An 18,886-nucleotide genomic window follows, 5' to 3' on the forward strand; every position below is an offset into this window, starting at 1 on the left:
ATATATCCTGATGCCGTGTGTGGAGGATTCGTTTAACATTAAATTTTTGGTTAAATTTGTTTTTAGTAAAACGGCGTTTTGCTGTTATTATTGGTATTTATTTAAATAGAAGATTATGTCTATTGTAAGAGAGTCCGATCTGATTGGAATTGGTAAGAAATTTCAAATTGAAACCGATGCGGGAGACAATATGGTTGTTGTGATCCACGATGATGGTCGGCGGGAACTGTATCGCTATGATGACGAAGAGCATGAATCACGTTGCGTAATGACGCTCAATGATGACGAATCCCGTCAGATAGCGGGCATTATAGGTGGTTTGTCCTATAAGCCGAAGGCCTTGGAAACAATTGAAGTCGCTTTGGATGACTTGCGCATCGAGTGGTACAAGCTGGAGGGCAAATGGGAAGGAGCAGGGAAAACAATCGGAGAACTGGAAGTTCGGCAACGTACCGGAGCGTCCATTATTGCTGGGATTAGAGACGATGAAACGGTCATCAATCCAGGGCCTTCTTATCTGATTACGCCGGGTACCACCTTGGTCATTGCAGGAAAGAAAAACAACATCAAACTTTTAAAAGAAATTTTACTGTAATCTATGCTATCACATACCTTAATACTGGAAATTGGAATCGCTGTCGGACTTGTCGCTATTGTTGGATTGATTGCCAACAAGCTTAAGTTTTCCGTTATTCCTTTTTTCATTATTATTGGGATGGTATTGGGGCAACATGCCCCCCAGATCGGGTTGGTGGATCTGTCATTTACGGAAAGCAAACCCTTTATAGATTTTATGGGCAGGTTAGGGGTATTATTTCTCCTGTTTTATCTGGGGCTGGAGTTTTCTGTCAATCGGCTTATTAAGTCTGGCAAAGCTATTGTAACTGGAGGGACAATCTATGTCCTGCTTAACTTTACCTCGGGGCTGCTGATTGGCTGGCTAATGGATATGCCTTTTAAGGAGATGATGGTGCTTTGTGGTATTATGACAAGTTCTTCAACAGCGATTGTGGCTAAGGTACTCACAGATCTCAAACGGACGGCAAATCCGGAGACTGAAGTCATCATGGGGATGATTATGTTCGACGATCTTTTTATCGCAATGCATATTTCCTTTTTATCAGGACTGATATTAACGGGGAGCAGCTCCTTTTGGACGGTTGCTGGGACTTCCCTGTTGGCATTGGGTTTTATTCTGGCATTTTTGGTTTTGGGTCGTAAGCTGGTTCCGGCCATCGACCGTTTGTTGAAGGAGAAAACTTCTGAACTATTTATACTGGTTATTTTTGCCCTGCTTTTTATCGTTGCCGGATTTTCAGAAACCATTCATGTTGCGGAGGCCATTGGTGCATTGATGGCGGGATTGGTACTCGCTGATTCGCAGTATATCAAAAAAATTGAAGCAATGGTATTGCCTTATAAAGACTTCTTTGGGGCAATGTTCTTCTTTAGCTTCGGGCTGTCGATAGATATTATGTCATTGGGAGGAGCAGTTTTTTGGGCTTCAATAGCAGCTTTGGTCACTGTGATGGGAAATCTTGCCTCGGGCTATTTTGCGGCTAAATTTTCTGGAATGAAACCGAAAACATCGTTTGACATTGGCTTTACCTTATCCGCACGTGGAGAGTTCTCCATTATTATGGCCAATATCGGTAAGGCTGGGGCTTTGCTGCCTGTTATCCAGTCGTTCGTCGTGGTTTACGTGTTGATCCTTTCCATTGTATCACCCCTGTTGACCAAAGAGTCCCGTAAGCTATGGAAACTGCTGTTTGGAAGTGATGCTAATACAGCCAAACCGCTGAAGAAATTGAGCGATCTGGAAAATAACAGTGCCGGGTAATTCTAATCTTTTTTGCGCTGCTCTTTCACCGTAGCGATAGGTCAAAATAGTATTATAATAAAAAATGCCTCCTAAATTAGTTTTTGGAGGCATTGCATATTTTTAAGGATGACTATAAGAATCCAAGCTCAAGTTTTGCTTCTTCGGACATCATTTCTTTGTTCCAGGGTGGATCAAAAGTCAATTCGACCAAGGCTTCTTTGACTCCCTCGACCCCCGCAACTTTTTCCTGTACTTCGTTCATGATCTCTCCTGCAACGGGACAGCCTGGTGCTGTCAGTGTCATGACGATCTTTGCAGTGCCGTCTTCCTTGGTGATAATTTCATAGACCAGTCCCAGGTCCACAATGTTGGCAGGCTTTAATTCGGGATCATAGATCGTCTCCAAAACAGCTTGGATTTGTGCTGCCAAACCCAGCTTATCCATTATTATAATGCTCATTTGTTCAGTTTTTTATCTTCGATAGCGTTGTTATAGACCGCTAATAGTTTGCTCTCGTTTAGTTCAGGAGTAAAATTACTAAAATAATAGGCCATACAGGTCTTTCTTATCTCATCTTTTTCATCCATTGTTTTACTACTCCATCGGGCGAGACAGGCTGCAATCTGGTCTTTATTGTGCGGGTCGAATGTATCGCCGGTTTTATTCGGGATAATCATTTCGGGCAATGGCCCAAGGTTTGAGCTGAGTACCGGCGTTCCAACCGAATAGGCCTCAAGGATAGTAATCGGCATTCCCTCGAAACAGATGGAGGGAACGACTAGAGCCTGTGCGGCAGCAACCAATGGTAAAATCTCGCTCCGGGACTTAAAGCCTAGATAATGGATGTTGGCATGACCTGTTATCCGCTTTTTGACCTCTTCCTCGAGCGGACCGCCGCCGATAATGTGTAGCTCCAGTTCCTTGCCTTTCAGGGATTCAATCAGATTTAATATTCCTTTTTCGTCGGATAGCCTGCCTACATAGATAAAATAAGGTTTTGGCCTTTCCGTCGGTAAAGTTGAAGGAAAAACAAAATTGGCTTTTACTTCAAATTTATTTGCTGGTACCCTCAATGTGGAATCTACAAATATCGTCTTTGCAAAACTGCTTAAATTAATATAACGGTTGACTTTGTGCCAGGTGCCTATCTTTCGGTGAAACCAGTAGTTAAACGCAAGCTGAAATGTTTTTATGACGGAGTCATTAAATGCTTTCTCTTTGATGGCAGTCCAGGGAAACTCTTCTTGGAGCGAATCCAGAAATAGGTGATTATGGTGATATAGTGTTGCCGAGGGACAAAGTAATCTAAAATTGTGCAGGGTCATCACCTGCGGAATACCTTGTTTGGCGATTGTGCGTATCAAAATTGGTCCAGCAGCATAATGTGTATTATGGAGATGGACGACATCTGGTTTAAATTCGCGTATTGCTTTTTTCAGTCTATTTGCAGCAAAAATATTCCAGATCGAGCCCAAGGTCTGTAAAGCTCCGCGCCAGCCTTTTTTATTTTGAAAAGTCAGGGTGCTGACCTGATGGCCCTGTGCGAGAAGTGATGATTCCTGTTGAAAGACGGTATCTTCTCCACCCGGTGTTTGATAGTATGTATGGATAATCAGTATGCGCATAACAAAAGACTTATACAAAGGTACGATTTTGACCCGAATGCATTGAACGGTACAAAATTGCCATTTCTATATGATTATTGCTATATTCGCATGATTCGATCGTAAAGATATATGCAACATTTACAACAGCTCGTGATAGCGGCGATAGAGACAAGTCAATTTCCCGAAACTCCAACAAATTTATATGATCCCATACGGTATATATTGACTTTGGGCGGTAAGAGAGTTCGACCAGTGCTAACATTGATGGCAGCCGAGTTATTCGGCATGCAAGAAATGGACGAAATTATTCCAGCGGCAAAGGCCGTGGAATTTTTTCACAATTTTTCCTTGATACATGATGATCTGATGGATAAAGCACCTTTGCGACGGGGAAAGACCACGGTCCACGAAAAATGGGATGCAAATATTGCTATTCTGTCTGGGGATGGATTATTGGTCAAGGCTTATGAGGAAATATCCAAATGTAATCCGGTTTATCTGCCCGCAACCCTACGGATCCTGAGCAAAGTGGCGATGGAGGTCTGTGAAGGTCAACAGTTGGATATGGACTATGAAAGCCGTGCGTCACTGCTGATGGACGAATATTTGGAGATGATCCGTTTGAAAACATCTGTACTTCTGGGGGGCGCATTGCAGCTTGGCGCTATTCTTTCGGGAGCGAACGAGGAGCAGCAACAATTGATCTATGATTTTGGGGAGAATGTTGGCTTGGCTTTTCAGTTGCAGGATGATATATTGGATGCTTATGGTAATCCCGATACTTTTGGCAAAATCGTTGGCGGCGATATTATGATCAATAAAAAAACTTTTCTACTGGTCAAACTGATGGAGGTCATTGCAGCGGAGGATGTTCCGTTGATGCAGCGTTTGTTAAACGCAACTGTGGATGAGATTCCTACAAAAGTTGAAGCCATGCTTGGCTTATATGATAAGTATCAGGTCAGGAAATCGGCAGACGAATTAAAGGATATATATACACAGCGTGCATTCGAAAAAATGGATGCTTTAGATGTACCAAATGAACGTAAAGAAGCGTTACTACTGTTAGCAAACAATCTTTTGGTGAGACAGCAGTAGAGAGAAATTCTATTAAAATTCGTATTTTGCCAATAAATGGTTATTTTGTACTAAATAATTAAATAAATTTTAAATAACGTTCATGGATCCATTAAAAATCACGGTATTTCAGGCATATTTATTCTGGGAAAATATTGAGAAAAATCTGAATAATCTGGCGTTGCGACTTTCATCGTTACGTGAGAAAACCGATTTGATCATTTTACCGGAGATGTTTAATACAGGATTCACGAACAACGTCGAAAAATGTGCCGAACCGGCCAACGGGCCAACAACAAGATGGTTGTTTGAAATGGCAAGTTCATTAAACTGTGTGGTCGCGGGCTCCTTGATTATTGCCGAGGATGGAAAATATTACAACCGCTTTCTTTGGATGTTTCCTGATGGCAAATATGTGAAATACGATAAACGCCATCTTTTTGGCCTATCCAAGGAAAGTGAGTATTTTGAACCAGGCAACGAACGTATTTTGGTCGATATTAAAGGCTGGAAAATATGCCCAATGATCTGTTATGACCTCCGGTTCCCGGTATGGTCCAAAAATCAAAATGCAGCCTACGATATCCTTGTTTATACGGCAAGCTGGCCGGACAAGCGTTCAGCACATTGGCGAGCACTGATCCCGGCACGTGCCATTGAGAACCAAGCCTATGTTATTGGCGTAAACCGTGTCGGACACGACGGCAATGACATCTATTACTCCGGCGGATCAATGTGTATATCACCTCTTGGGGATGTGGTTTATTATAAGCCTGAAGATGAAGATTTATATACCTTCACTTTAAATCCCAATGACTTACTGGAAGCCCGGGAGAAATTTCCATTTTTAAAAGATTCGGATTCATTTACAATCGGATAACACTTTCTTTCTAGGGGATTCCCGCTAGAATTAGGTATAAAGACAAGCAATTTATTTTGTTTGTCTCCTTTTTTATGCTTAAATTCAGTTTACTATAAATCGCTTATGATGATTTATTAACATCTATTTATTGCATGTTGATAAAATTTGTTTGACACAACTGTAGAAAAACGTAATTTAGGCTAAGTATTAGCCAAAATAAGTTTAGTTTTTTTTTGTCTTGATTTGAGCATAATATTTATTAGCAACTTAAGTTGCGTAAACAACCATAACCATTATTTATATGTTAGACCAAGATTTAGTATCGCAAGAGTATTTTTATAATTTCCTGACCGGAAAATATTCAATTGCTGTTATGCGGAGATTGCAGCGCAATCTCAAGGAGGCGGGGCTCAGTATTACTTCAGAGCAATGGAGTATTATGTACAATCTGTGGGTAGAGGAGGGGCTGACCCAACAGGAGCTGGCGATTCGGACATTCCGGGATAAACCCAGTGTCACGCGCCTGATCAACAACCTGGAGCGGCTTAATCTGGTGATCCGTGTCAACGATAAAAACGATAGGCGGTCGAATTTGATCTACTTGACCAAAATCGGAAGAAAGATGAAAGAAGAAGGTATGAAGCAAGCTAACAATACGATCGAACAGGCTTTGGGTGGATTGACCGAAGATCAGATTGCACTTTCGCATACCACGCTACATCGCGTATTATTCAATTTGAAATAGTACAGTGCGGTTGTTGTGAATCACACGTATTAAGAAATTATCTGGACCGATAGTCCAATAGGGGAAAAGAAAAAAACAAGAAGCCCTCAGTCGTTGCTAAGACTGAGGGCTTCTTGTTTTTTCTGCTATTAAGGAATTAATCTTCGAATAGCTTGCTTTCAAAGTCCGTATGGCTATTGACCAATTTTCCTTCTGTACCAAAATAGATTTCCTGGAAACTTAATGTGCGTATCGCATCTACTTTGCGGTAAAATTTATCTGCCGAAACATCGGATAAAGTTTTGAATCCACAGGCTTCCATAATCTCTACTGTAGCCCGTAACGTATTGCGGTGAAATTGCGCGACACGGACATACTTATCGTTTACATCCAAGCCTTTGTACAGGTGCGGTTGCTGTGTTGCAACACCGACAGGACAAACGTCTTCATTACATTTCAGGGCCTGAATACAGCCTAGGGCGAACATCATTCCACGTGCACTATAGCATGCGTCAGCGCCCAAAGCGATAACTTTTAAGATATCAAAACCAGTTACGATACGGCTTGACACGATGACTTTAATGTGTTTTTTCAAACCAAATGCAATCAGGGTTTTGGTTACAAATGCCAATGCATCATAAAGCGGCATTCCCAGGTTATCCGTAAATTCCAGCGGTGCAGCACCCGTACCGCCTTCAGATCCGTCGACCGAAATAAAGTCTGGGAAGATCTGCGTATTCTGCATGGCGTGACAGATGTCCATAAACTCATGTTTGTCACCAATACATATTTTAAATCCGATCGGTTTTCCACCTGACAGATCACGCATTTGTTGGATGAAATGCATCATTTCTGTTGGCGAAGAGAAAGCACTATGTGCCGGTGGAGACATGACATCCGTCCCGGGGATGACGTGGCGTATCGCGGCAACTTCAGGCGTATTTTTGGCTGCCGGTAGGATACCACCGTGACCCGGTTTTGCGCCCTGTGAAAGTTTGAGCTCGATCATTTTCACGTTCTCACGGTTTGATTTTTCACGGAAAAGTTCAGGGTCAAATTTACCTTCTGAGTTACGGCATCCAAAATAACCGGTACCGACCTGCCAGATCAAATCACCGCCGTTGTTATGGTAATCACTGATACCACCTTCACCGGTATTGTGGGCAAAATTCTGCAGTGCGGCTCCCTTATTTAAGGCTGTAATCGCAGTTTTGCTCAATGCACCGTAACTCATTGCTGAGATATTGAACACACTTAAGCTATAGGGTTTTTTACAGGCTTCATTTCCAACTTTCGTCCTTAAGTCGTGATTCTCAATATGACAGGGAAAAACAGAATGCGCAGCCCACTCATTACCCACGGCCTGCGGATCTGTTTGCATACCAAATGCAACTGTCTCGCGTTGGTTTTTGGCCCGTTGATAAACAATGGAACGCTGTCTTCGATTGAATGGGCGGCCATCCATATCCGATTCCCAGAAGTATTGTCTTAATTCGGGACGAATGGATTCGAAAATATAACGAAAGTAGCCAACCAAAGGATAATTGCGTAGAATCGCATGTTTAGTTTGGAAACTATGGTATAAGGCGATCAATAATAACGGAAATGGAATGATCAATAACCAAAACCAGCTTGATGTAAATATAAAGCCAAATGATACAATGATTAAATTAATCACAATCATTATTGAAATAATGAGTTTTCTAACTTCCATAGAAAATACGATTGTTTAGTTTTAATTCGCTATTTTAATGTTTAGTCCAATTGAATAGATTACTGCTCAATTAGCATTCCAAAATGCGCTTTTGGACACAGCAAATGTACTAAAGTTCCCTAAGTAAATAGTTATATTTACTATGCCCGAATAAGTTTTGATAAGTTTATAACTGTTTCTAACAAACTATTTTCTTTTAGTAATCTGATGCGACAAAAGTTGATAGATTTGCTGTAAATCTGGTTTATTGCTAATAAATTTCAAATGTTTTTGCTGTGTGGTCTCGTCTCCCCGAATTGCCGGACCTGTCTGAACTGTTATTGGAATGTGGTTTTGAACCTTTTCTGCCGTTTCCAAAATAATAGGTTTGACCAGGTCAAAGGACAGATTATGCTCCGCTAATAGTTCATAGGCAAACTGGTATAGGATATTCGAGAAATTATTGACCAGCACGGAAGACAGATGGATGGCTAGCCGTTGCTGTGAATCGCAGTGGATACTTCGGGAGGAAAAGTTACGTGCTAGCCCAAGTAAGGCCTCCGTTGTGTTTGCATCATTGCCTTCTACACAAAATGGAATAAGCGAAAAGTCCACAATCTTGTTTTTGGAAAGCGATTGTGGTGGATAGACCACGCCATACTTCTTAAAACGGCTCAATATAGCCATATCGCTTGCGCCAGAACAATGTACAACAATTCCGTTGATGTCCTGTGGCATCCCGTCTACCACAGTAGGAATAGCCTGATCAGCTACCGCAATCAGATAGAGGTCAGCATGCGGTAGCAGTTGGGATAGATCGTCTGTACCCGGACATTGAAGTGCAAAGGCCAATGCATCCGCATTGGCCTTTGTTTTACTATAGATTTGAACGATCTGATGTCCTAGCTGTTGAAACGCTTTCCCGAAATGTGTTGCGGCATTTCCGCTTCCTAAGATAACAATGTTCATTATTTTGCTAGTTTTCGTTTTTCCTCTTTATTTCTTCTGACAATAGACATGATGAAACCAATGGTCATGACAATCGTTCCGCACCAAAAGAAGTTGATGTATGGGAATTTGATCGCCTTAAAGACCACCCATTTTTTCTCAGGCAAAGGTTTTTGATAAACCATGATTTCGAGCTTATCTTTATCCGGTTTGATGCCTGTAAACCTAAATTTAAGACCTTGATCTGTGACATCTTTATTGAAATCATAAATTCCACCGTCCTTGATTAAATAAATAGGTTGTACTTCATATTGTTTGTTGTCCGCTGAAAAAACCTTGATTTTTAAACCCACCATCACATCATTGGGGCCTTTCGGGATTTTTTCCAGATGTGCATCCCTATTAAGTCCTTCGATTACATAGTAACCATTGCGGTAACGTAGTGTATCGCCGATGTTAACTTCGTACGTTGCTGGTTCTTCATAATCTTCAAAACCTGTTTTCTCCTCGGCAGCAACCTTTGCATGTTGTGCCTGGCTTTCTGCTGCCGCTGCAGTGATCAGGGTATATACATCATGGGTAATGTAATGTTTGGTAGCCGGAGTACCGATCAAACCACCCATTTTGGCATTGTTTTGTGCGAAAGGCTGAAGGATAAATTCTTCTTTCACTTTACCCGTTTCCTCATCGACACGTTCGTACTTGATTTTGTAATAAGTATTTGGTGCAACGATACTATCACCGATATAGGTGATTTTATATTCCCCCATTTGTACGGGCTGGCCTTCAGTTAAGAATAAGTTTTCCCCCGGTTTTTCAACTTTGTCAAAACCCGATACAGCAATGTATCCGGTATTGTTGACCGAGATAACCTCATTTGTTGCAGCGGCAACCATTGCGCCGATCAACAATAGGCCGAAGCCTATATGGGCTACCGAAGAACCTGCCAGTTTCCATTTACCTTTGACTGCGTCACCAAGCACCCGGATATTGGCCAGAATACAGAAGATACTGGCAAAAGTGATCAGGATGTAGATCAGGTTGCTGTAGGTTTTGGTAAAATAAGAAATAATTGCTGTCAGGATAATGGCAATCACCAAGGACGCGACGGTAGACGCTAAAAACTTGCGGCTATCGGTGCGTTTGTATTTTAAGAACTGTGTAAATCCGGTCATGATCATGACAATAACCGCGAATCCGGATTGCCATTTATTATAATGTTGGATCGGTTCTAAAGGCGGAGCAACCTTGGTTCCAAAGATTTTGTTAAATACAGGAATAGAAGTAGAGGCAATAATCTGTGCACAGGCAACAGTCAGCACCAATGCACCGATAAATAACCAGAATTCTCTGGAATAGATATCTTCATCTTTTTCTGTAATCGGCATTTCCTTCTTTTTAACAACAAGAAAGACCACCATAATGGCCAAAAATGCGACATTGAAAAAGATCAATTGTCCACTCATTCCCAAATCGGTGAAGGAGTGTACGGAGGTCTCGCCAAGGATACCGCTACGCGTTAGGTAAGACGCATAGATGACCAGCACAAAGCTGATCATGGCTAGGAATGTAGCCGTAAAATACGAATGCCCAGAGTTTTTGTAGGCAATCATAACGTGTACTGCTGCGATTAAGGTAAACCAAGGAATAATAGATGCATTTTCCACTGGATCCCAGGCCCAGAAGCCACCAAAGTTGAGCGCCTCATAAGCCCAGAACGAACCCATAATGATCCCGGCGCCTAGAATCATGACCGCAAATAGGGCCCAAGGCAAAGCGGCATTGATCCATTCTTTATAACGTTTGGTCCATAATGCCCCGGTAGCGTAAGCGAAAGGTACAATCATGGAAGCAAAGCCAAGGAATAGGGTTGGTGGGTGAATTACCATCCAATAATTTTGCAGGAGTGGGTTTAAGCCGTTTCCGTCTGTAATCAACGAGAGGTAATTGGCTTGTTTTAAGATCGGAATATCCATCGCATCACGTAATAGGATAAATGGAGAACTACCGATACGTAACCCGAAAAGTTCTACCCCTACGATCATAGATGCCAAAAATGCCTGACATAACATCACGAAGGTCATCACGGAATTCTCCCAGCTCTTGGCTTTGAACAGCAATATCGCGCCTAATACCGTCTGCCAGAACATCCAGAGCCAGAAACTTCCTTCCTGTCCCTCCCAAAAACTGGAAATGATATAATATGTTGGTAAGGTCTTGGACGAGTGCGCCCAAGCATAGTTATACTCAAATAAATGATTGTAGATGATATAAAATAAGGTTGAACCAATGGCTACAACAGAAATCGCATTAATCCAAAATCCAATGCGGGCGATCTTTTTCCATGAAGTCTCTTCAGGGTTTTTAGTCGCGAAAAAATAAGCGATACAAGATAAAAGTGCGGCACCAAAGGAAAGAACAATAAAGAATTGTCCGATCTGCCCAGGAAGCAGGTGCTCACCAACGTAATTAACGTCCATTGAAAAATTGATTTTACAGATTAATTATTGAAAGCTGTGGCATTGATTTCCGTCACGACCGATTTATCGTTGTATTTCGATGGACACTTCATCAATATTTTACTTGCTCTAAACACATTCCCGTCCATTTTGCCAGTCAATACAATCTGTTCTGAACGCTCGATGTCCTGCGGTTTCGCGCCTCTGAATATAACTTCACATTCTGTACCGTCATTGTCGTACATGAAAAAGCTGAATTTGTTGGCATCTGTTTTCGGATCATAGTGAAGTGCCTTATCCTTATTGAGCTGGCCCACCACATACAGTTCTGTTTTCTTTTCTTTTGCCTCGGTAAATGTCGAGTAGGTACTTGAATCTGTATAGATCACAAGTATCATGGCAATAGCCACTGCAATAATAGCGATTAGAATGATGGAACTTTTTTTCATTAGTATTATTTGTTTTTATTCGGCGATGAAGCTATCCTAAGGAATTGCTCGATTATGATCTGAACAGGCTATACCTTATGACAATTTCATTCGTATGATTTAATTACACTTTTGTGGCTGCCTTCAATGCCACCTCTAAGTTTCCCCTAATGGATTATATATTCAACAACAATTAGTGCATGACTTACCACCGCTTTGGCAATCACTGACACTTAATCGAATGCAAAATTACAAATAGATTTGCGAAGAAAGGAATAATGCAAGTTTTCGACATTATTTATATTTGTTCTAAATAGCCGATTGTCCCTGAAAAAATAAGGGATATTTGGATGCTTTTGAATAATTTAAGTTGAGATTTAATATTTTGTTGCAGTTTATATCGCATGAATTTTACAATTGCCTGTTAGTATGAATGTTGCCTTGCGGTCTTTACTGCTCCTATATGGAGTTATATTTCCATTTTTTTGGGCCTTTGGCCAATTGCGTTTGCGCAACCAAGAAGTTTCCCTTCAAAATGACAATGATGTCTATCTATTGATCGGCCAGGATCGATATTATACCAATGGGATCAATGTCAATTACCGTATTGCATTACCCGCCGGTGGAGCATCAGCGATTTCGAATACGGTTTTGGACTTTGAGGTGGGCCAGCGCATCTACAATGGGATCAGTATTATAGATTATCGTAAACAGCATAAGAAATATGACCGACCATTTGCAGGGTACCTGTATCTGAGCGCATCGGGAACGCGCTTTTTGAAAGCCGATCAAGTGCTTGAACTTAAGGTCGAATTGGGACAGATCGGCTCCCGCTCTTATGGAGAGGAAGCACAAAAGTTTATCCACCATCTTTTTGGCATGTATGAGGCGACGGGCTGGGATACTGCATTGCGTGATGCCTTTGGTGTGGATCTACAGGCGAAATACCTGAAAGGAATTTATCGGAATCAGACTCGAACATTCGATCTCGGCATCATGGGCAGGGGAGCATTGGGAATGAACAATACCAATATTGAGGTTGGAATTCCAATCCGTGCGGGTAAACTTAAGGCTTACCAAGCCTCGACCTATACACACGGGCATCTAACACAGGCTAGAGCGGAAGACGATAAAGAATGGTATTTTGTTTATCAACCCAGCCTGGCCAGGATATTTTATAATTCAACGATACAGGGCGGACTGGGGAAAGATGATCCTGTTGGCGATTTATACCGTATAGAGCCCTGGATGATCAGTCATCGCGTAGGTTTCAGTTGGTCAAACCACAAGATCAATTACGGTATTAATTATATTTTCAATTCCAAAGAACTTAAGTCGGTATTTCATCGACATCAATATGGGCAATTATTTTTTGCGTATCGGTTTTAACCAAGGTCGGGAATATTTTCTGCTAAGGGATCCGAAAGTTTCTGTCCCATGAGTCTGGTGGTCAACATGGCAGCAACGGTATCGCCGGTCGCGTTGAGCATGGTGGCCAGCGGGTCCACCAATGTAGCGATGATCATAATGGAAGGAACGACTTCTGTAGGCATCTGATAAACGGATATGATCAGCATTTCGCCGATATAGCCACCATTTGGAATGCCACCGGCCACGATACTGACCAACAGGGTGATTCCAACAGCCATGACCAGGTTGGTCGGATCAAAGAAATCTTTTCCGCTTAGCAACAAAGCAATATAGATCTTAAAAATGCAAGAGATGGCGGAGCCATGTTTATGCAGGGTTGTGCCCAATGGGATGACTACGCTCGCGACGGTATCGGGTATGCCAATTTGCTTTGCTGCTAGTAAGTTGGCCGGCATAGTGGCGAGGCTGCTGCAGCTGCTAAGCGCAGTCAACGAAGGTAATATATTATTTTTCCAATAGCGTTTGACACCTTTTAGCCCAAAGGCAAGAAAAGCAAATAGGCTAAACAGTGTAAAGAAATAGAAAATGCCGAAGATATAATACAGGCCGATGGGTTTTGCGTAGAAGCCAAAGAGCTGTGGGCCAAGTGTGCCAACCTGGTAGGCAAAATAAGCCCCTAATCCAACAGGTGCCAGCTTCATGACCATCACCAATAAATTGCCCATCACGGCATTTCCCGAGTTGATAAATTTTCGGAACATATCCGCGGAGCTGCCAGATCGGCGCGTGGCGATGCCCACTAAAAACGAGAATATAACAAAAGCCAACATATTCTGGCGCGACAATAAGCTTGAGAATTCACTAACGGTCAGGAAGCGGACCATTTTTTCACCCCAGGAGTCCTGTGTAGCCGTGTCGATGATGTCCTTTGCTTGTTCGATTGGAAGATCAGAGCTGACGGGGAACAGATAGAGGAAGATAATGCTTGTAATCCCCGCAACCACGATACCGATGATAAATACAAAGGACATCATGCCAATGATACGTCCCAGTACACTGTCACCTTCGATATTGGCGACAGACGAAGCTATCGCAAAAAAGACCAACGGTATGACGCTTACAAAGAGTAGATTCAGGAAGATATCCCCAATCGGTTTCAGGTTGTTCACCACATGTGGAAAAAATACCCCAATTAAACTTCCGATACTGATGCCAAGAAGCAGTAGCAGGATGCTGCCATAGTTACGTATAAAAGTTTTTGCTGAGTATTCCATTAGGTTTTCTGATTGTTTCGTGTTTATGACGCTAAAATAATCTATTTATCTATTATTTCCATTTAACCTCCGCATAAAGATTAATTGGCATTTATTCGTGTCAGCTTTTTATCTTTGAGCGGATATGCGTACAAGTCCATCGCTATAGCTGAGGGCAGCTGAAATGTGCGCATCGTTTATATCGCGGGAATCCATTATATTGTTTTATGCATCAGGTGCAGCGATTGTTGGATCGGGTGAAGCGTAAAGGATATTTATTTTATCAGAATTTATTATGACGGAGATGGAATTTGTAACAACCGGAGATGGCTCGAAGACATTGTACAATGCGCAGATAGGAGAATGTTACCATTCTAAGCATGGTGCTGTTCAGGAAAGCAGGCATGTATTTATCAAAACGGGTCTAGATCATTACCTGCAGAAGTCAGGAGCTTCGGAGGCTGCTATATTGGAAATAGGTTTTGGTACTGGGCTTAACTTTCTGCAGACCGCTGATTTCATTCGGGGCAAGTCATTTCAGGTCGACTATGTTGGTATCGAGGGATTTCCATTGCCCTTGGCAACTATAGCAGCAACAGGCTACCAGGAGACTGTGGATACAAGTGTTTGGTCAGCATATCTACAGCATTACGAAACTGCATTGCAAGAGGAAGTTCAAATTCACGAGCGTTTACAGCTTAGCATTGCCCATACACTATTGATGGATTTTCAAACTGAAAAACAATTTGATGTTGTCTATTTTGATGCATTTGCCGCTATACATCAACCTGAGATGTGGAGCGATGCTGCTTTGGCACATGTCGCCCAGTTCGTTAAACCGGGCGGTGTTTTTGTTACTTATGCGATTACCGGCAATCTCAAACGCAGCATGAAATCTTTGGGCTTCTCTATTGAAAAGGCTCCCGGTGCGCCTGGAAAAAGGGAAATGTTGCGGGCGACAAAGCTTTGAATAATACATAAAACAAAAACTCTGGCTTGATGTAAGCGTTCAGTTTGGCTAGAAAATTCAGATTATTAGTTATTCACAATGTTTGTGTTGCAATTCAGCAATTTAACATGTTTATCCACATTTTAGAGGCCGCTTAGTAATCGAATATAATTATCAATATACGATAGCTTATCTTTTGATTTATATTGCTGGATATACCGGGGGTGATCCAAAGTAGTCATCTTTCCAAATAGTTTTTCCTCTTTATTGATTTTGGTCAAAAAGGAGGCATTCTTTTTTCCCAGGACAAATACTTCCTCAGTTTCGAGTCCCATTGAAATATGCTGTTTTAGCGATTCGACCATAAATGGCTTTACCATGTCGAAGAGCTGTTTATCGTCGTAATAGTTTGCATTGATCCAGCTTTTGGGTTTGGTCTCCCGAACGATAGCGAGTGGGAAAGGAGAATTAATGTAAAATTGTTTGTAGAAGAGTTCGGCGCCACCATAAGTCTGGATCATGTCATACATAAAGACGGAGGAGATTTCATGCGTATGGGCAGATTGCATTTTTATATCGCAGATACTGTATAACCGTTTGGTATCGGTAAAAGGGACGCCCGTCACACCGGCGCCATGTCTACTTGGATTGATACCGATGATAAATTTACGTTTACTATTGTCGTCATAGTATTTATTGTAAAATTGCTGCATAACGATTAATGTCTCAGGGTTGTCGAGGTAGGGGTTGATGACATTAAAATCGGAAGGAAGATTTCCCTGATATTGAAGTTGTTTGTTAAATGCGATTACTTTTTGAGCAAAGGTTGTCATGATGGAACTTTTGAGAGAAAGGTACAGATTGTAAATAGCTAGGAACAGAAAAAGGGCGTTAATTGACGCCCTTTCCTTGTTCTATATCCTGATTAGTGACCTTGTGTGCCATCTACACCATGAGAATGTCCGTGAGACAATTCTTCTTCAGTAGCAGGGCGTACTGTTAAGATCTCAATATCAAAATTCAATGTTTTACCAGCCATTGGGTGGTTTAAGTCTGCGATAACAATCTCTGGAGTTACTTCTGCAACTACAGCACGGAATTGATTTCCTTGGTTATCTTGCAAAGGCAATACTTCTCCAACTGGAGGAAGGCCTGTTTCTTTGAACATGTCCACAGGTAGTTGAGCGAATGCTCTTTCGTCTTTTTCACCGTAAGCATCTTCCGGTGCCAATTCGAAAGAAATTTTGTCACCTACGTTTAAGTCAGCGATGTTTTCTTCAAATTTAGGCAACATCATACCTACACCATATAAGAAGTCTAAAGGTTGTTCTGCAGTTGTTTCTTCAACGAAAACTTTTTCACCGTTTTCTACTGTGTGAAGTCTGTACGTCAATGCTACGACGTCGTTTGCTTTTATAGCCATCTGATTTTGATTTTTGGGAGCCTAAGGCTACCGTTTATTAAATATAATTTATTAACGCTGTTATGGAATCTTGTGGAAGACTGCAGGTCTTATTCTTGCAAAGATATGCTTTTGTTTCCTTTCCGATTCTGTTCTCTAAGAGTGGAAGACTTTCTTCTGTGCCGCCGAGAACAAGTTTGTTGGGGATATAATGTTGATCCAGTTCCTTACGGAAAGCAATTGCTCCCGAACCTGTCAACGCGATTTCATTGATCCCATATATTTCTTCTAGCAATAATATTGCCCAATTTGAATAGGCCGAGCCGTAAGCTTTGATTTGAGGAAATACATTCGCCAGTAATTGATCGGCAATTGCGGTATAATTTTCATCATCAAAAAGTAAACCCAGGCGCTTCAGCTGACGAACCATTGTTGAGGAAGAGGCAGGGATGACGTTGTCCATGATCTCACTTTTTCGGGCGATCAGCTCTTCTGCTTCAACCGAGGTATAGTAAAATGTTTTTTGCTCGCCATCATAAAATAAGGCAATGGCTTTGTCAGCCAACTGCCGGGCAATAGTCAGCCATTTTTGGTCAAATGTGGCTTCATAGAGGGCTATAAAGGCCTCTATGGTAAAAGCATAGTCATCTAAAAAGCCTAATATTGCACGGTTTTTATCCTGGGGCTGATGTAATATAGTACTGTTTTCCTGGACCAGTTCCGTACAAATAAATGCAGCATTGTTCAATGCGAGATCTAAAAAGTGTGCTGTCCCAAGGCTACGGTAAGCGTCTACTAGTCCTTTCAACAAGAGCGCGTTCCAGGTGGTCAATTGTTTGTGATCGAGGCCCGGTCGAACACGTTGCTCCCGATAATCAAATAGTTTTCTTTTGGAAGTTTTTAAAAACTCTGCCCATTCGTCAGCTGACATATTGACCTTTGTCGCCAATTGATCGGCATTAATGGCGCAAATGGGGACATTTGTATGTTCTTCTTCCCAATTGCCGCTCTCAGTAATGTTAAAATATTGATTGAATATGGCCGCATCTTCACCCAGAATTTCGTCAAATTCAGCTTTTGAAAACGAATAGTATTTTCCCTCTATGCCTTCACTATCGGCGTCCAAAGCACTGTAAAAACCATGATTGGGAGCAAGCATTTCACGTTCAGCCCAGGCAATAGTTTCCTCGATTATTCTTTTATAGAATGGGTCTTTATTGTGTTGATAGGCTTCGGCATAGAGCGAAAGCAGTTGCCCATTGTCGTATAACATTTTTTCGAAATGGGGAATATGCCAGTAATGATCTACTGAATAGCGCGCAAAACCGCCGCCAATCTGATCATAGATTCCTCCGGCGCCTATTTTTTTTAAGGTAAAATGTACATGATCCAATATGGCTTGATCACCAGAGAGTACAGCATATTTTAAAAAGAAAGACCAGTTGTTGGGAAGCGGAAATTTGGGTGCTCTTGTATAACCGCCTTCTTTCTTATCGAAGGTTTCGCTCCAGGGAATAATAATTTCTTCGAGATCTTTGTGTGTGTATTGTTCGGGGATGGGGTGGATAGGAAGTTTCTCGGCCCGCTGGATACCATTATTCAATTTATTGGCATAATCCAGCGCAACTTCAGGTTTTTCTTCCCACATCTGCGCAATCTGTAACAGGATATTTTGCCAGTCGTGCGGCTTGAAATAGGTACCTCCATAAATCGGGCGACCATCCGGCAGACAGATGCAGTTCAAAGGCCAGCCCCCCGCATTGGTCATCAACTGAACCGCAAGCATATAGACTTGATCGATATCTGGGCGTTCTTCGCGGTCAATTTTGATGGACACGAAAAATTTGTTCATGGTTTGGGCGATAGCTGTGTTTTCAAAACTCTCCCGTTCCATCACATGACACCAATGGCAGGCTGAATAGCCGATGCTGACAATAATAAGTTTATTTTCGTCTTTTGCCTTGTTTAAGGCTGCGGTCCCCCACGGCATCCAATCCACGGGATTGTGTGCGTGCTGTTTAAGGTAAGGGGAATTTTCAAACTGCAGTTGATTCGCCATAAGACGAAGGTAGTGAAAAAGGAGGAAAATTTAATTCCGCTATCTCCAGAGTGTATGATAATTAAAATAAATTTTTGAGAACGTAAATATAGCATAACTCACAAGATGTGCCCCAAGCTAGATGATATTTGGATTACGGTGCTATTCATTATTGGTAAAGCAATAAAATCAAATTACCGTGAAATAGATAAAACGATTGCCTATCGTTAGTTGGTCATTTCTTGGAATTAA

At 41.8% G+C, this 18,886-nt stretch carries 17 protein-coding genes; 7 read left to right on the forward strand and 10 right to left on the reverse strand.

The annotated features are described in order from the left end of the window. Window positions 1-115: 115 nt before the first annotated feature. Window positions 116-595 carry a cation:proton antiporter regulatory subunit gene (locus tag BWD42_RS23350; RefSeq protein WP_077438826.1) on the forward strand — a complete coding sequence of 160 codons (480 nt, stop codon included), beginning with the start codon at window positions 116-118 and terminating at the stop codon, window positions 593-595. Between the two features lie 3 nt (window positions 596-598). Further along, complete coding sequence (locus BWD42_RS23355; RefSeq protein ID WP_077438827.1) at window positions 599-1,840, forward strand: cation:proton antiporter; 1,242 nt, start codon at window positions 599-601, stop codon at window positions 1,838-1,840. A 112-nt stretch (window positions 1,841-1,952) separates the two neighbouring features. On the opposite strand, the gene BWD42_RS23360 is transcribed toward BWD42_RS23355, so the two are convergent. Beyond that, window positions 1,953-2,267, reverse strand: coding sequence for an iron-sulfur cluster assembly protein (locus tag BWD42_RS23360; RefSeq protein WP_410528298.1), 315 nt, complete (start codon window positions 2,265-2,267; stop codon window positions 1,953-1,955). 11 nt (window positions 2,268-2,278) lie between these two features. Further along, complete coding sequence (locus BWD42_RS23365) at window positions 2,279-3,448, reverse strand: glycosyltransferase family 4 protein (RefSeq protein ID WP_077438829.1); 1,170 nt, start codon at window positions 3,446-3,448, stop codon at window positions 2,279-2,281. A 111-nt stretch (window positions 3,449-3,559) separates the two neighbouring features. Here BWD42_RS23365 and BWD42_RS23370 point away from each other — a divergent pair, with 111 nt between their 5' ends. The 3 genes from BWD42_RS23370 to BWD42_RS23380 all read left to right on the forward strand — a co-directional run bounded on the left by BWD42_RS23370 (window position 3,560) and on the right by BWD42_RS23380 (window position 6,114). Continuing rightward, window positions 3,560-4,528, forward strand: a complete 969-nt coding sequence (locus tag BWD42_RS23370; RefSeq protein WP_077438830.1) for a polyprenyl synthetase family protein — start codon at window positions 3,560-3,562, stop codon at window positions 4,526-4,528. 82 nt (window positions 4,529-4,610) lie between these two features. Next, window positions 4,611-5,387 (forward strand): amidohydrolase, encoded by a 777-nt coding sequence (locus BWD42_RS23375; protein ID WP_077438831.1) that lies wholly within the window; start codon window positions 4,611-4,613, stop codon window positions 5,385-5,387. Between the two features lie 283 nt (window positions 5,388-5,670). Beyond that, window positions 5,671-6,114, forward strand: a complete 444-nt coding sequence (locus BWD42_RS23380) for a MarR family winged helix-turn-helix transcriptional regulator (RefSeq protein ID WP_077438832.1) — start codon at window positions 5,671-5,673, stop codon at window positions 6,112-6,114. 136 nt (window positions 6,115-6,250) lie between these two features. Here the strand turns inward: BWD42_RS23380 and BWD42_RS23385 are convergent, their stop codons facing one another. The 4 genes from BWD42_RS23385 to BWD42_RS23400 form a co-directional block, all read right to left on the reverse strand. Beyond that, a complete protein-coding gene (locus BWD42_RS23385; RefSeq protein ID WP_077438833.1) occupies window positions 6,251-7,807 on the reverse strand; it encodes an FMN-binding glutamate synthase family protein in 1,557 nt (518 codons plus the stop codon). A 186-nt stretch (window positions 7,808-7,993) separates the two neighbouring features. Beyond that, complete coding sequence (locus BWD42_RS23390) at window positions 7,994-8,755, reverse strand: Rossmann-like and DUF2520 domain-containing protein (RefSeq protein WP_077438834.1); 762 nt, start codon at window positions 8,753-8,755, stop codon at window positions 7,994-7,996. Beyond that, on the reverse strand, window positions 8,755-11,214 hold the full coding sequence (locus BWD42_RS23395; RefSeq protein ID WP_077438835.1) for a heme lyase CcmF/NrfE family subunit: 2,460 nt from the start codon (window positions 11,212-11,214) through the stop codon (window positions 8,755-8,757). The genes BWD42_RS23390 and BWD42_RS23395 overlap by 1 nt, the downstream gene beginning before the upstream one ends. Before the next feature lie 20 nt (window positions 11,215-11,234). Next, complete coding sequence (locus tag BWD42_RS23400; RefSeq protein ID WP_077438836.1) at window positions 11,235-11,642, reverse strand: cytochrome c maturation protein CcmE; 408 nt, start codon at window positions 11,640-11,642, stop codon at window positions 11,235-11,237. A 408-nt stretch (window positions 11,643-12,050) separates the two neighbouring features. On the opposite strand from BWD42_RS23400, the gene BWD42_RS23405 reads away from it, so the two are divergent. Then, window positions 12,051-13,010: a lipid A deacylase LpxR family protein gene (locus BWD42_RS23405; RefSeq protein ID WP_077438837.1), complete on the forward strand. Its 960-nt coding sequence runs from the start codon at window positions 12,051-12,053 to the stop codon at window positions 13,008-13,010. On the opposite strand, the gene BWD42_RS23410 is transcribed toward BWD42_RS23405, so the two are convergent. Further along, entirely contained in the window at window positions 13,007-14,266 is a 1,260-nt protein-coding gene (locus tag BWD42_RS23410) for a dicarboxylate/amino acid:cation symporter (RefSeq protein ID WP_077438838.1), read from the reverse strand. The genes BWD42_RS23405 and BWD42_RS23410 overlap by 4 nt on opposite strands. 283 nt (window positions 14,267-14,549) lie before the next feature. On the opposite strand from BWD42_RS23410, the gene mnmD reads away from it, so the two are divergent. Next, window positions 14,550-15,215: a tRNA (5-methylaminomethyl-2-thiouridine)(34)-methyltransferase MnmD gene (gene mnmD, locus BWD42_RS23415; RefSeq protein WP_077438901.1), complete on the forward strand. Its 666-nt coding sequence runs from the start codon at window positions 14,550-14,552 to the stop codon at window positions 15,213-15,215. A 122-nt stretch (window positions 15,216-15,337) separates the two neighbouring features. Here mnmD and BWD42_RS23420 read toward each other — a convergent pair whose 3' ends face one another. The 3 genes from BWD42_RS23420 to BWD42_RS23430 form a co-directional block, all read right to left on the reverse strand. After that, the gene (locus BWD42_RS23420; protein ID WP_077438839.1) at window positions 15,338-16,027 is read right to left on the reverse strand and encodes an SMUG2 DNA glycosylase family protein; all 690 of its coding nucleotides are present in this window, start codon (window positions 16,025-16,027) and stop codon (window positions 15,338-15,340) included. Between the two features lie 92 nt (window positions 16,028-16,119). Next, the gene (locus BWD42_RS23425; protein ID WP_077438840.1) at window positions 16,120-16,617 is read right to left on the reverse strand and encodes a peptidylprolyl isomerase; all 498 of its coding nucleotides are present in this window, start codon (window positions 16,615-16,617) and stop codon (window positions 16,120-16,122) included. A gap of 37 nt (window positions 16,618-16,654) precedes the next feature. After that, entirely contained in the window at window positions 16,655-18,655 is a 2,001-nt protein-coding gene (locus BWD42_RS23430) for a thioredoxin domain-containing protein (protein WP_077438841.1), read from the reverse strand. Window positions 18,656-18,886: the final 231 nt, after the last annotated feature.

It is taken from the genome of Sphingobacterium sp. CZ-UAM (genome assembly GCF_002000245.1).
Lineage (GTDB): Bacteria > Bacteroidota > Bacteroidia > Sphingobacteriales > Sphingobacteriaceae > Sphingobacterium.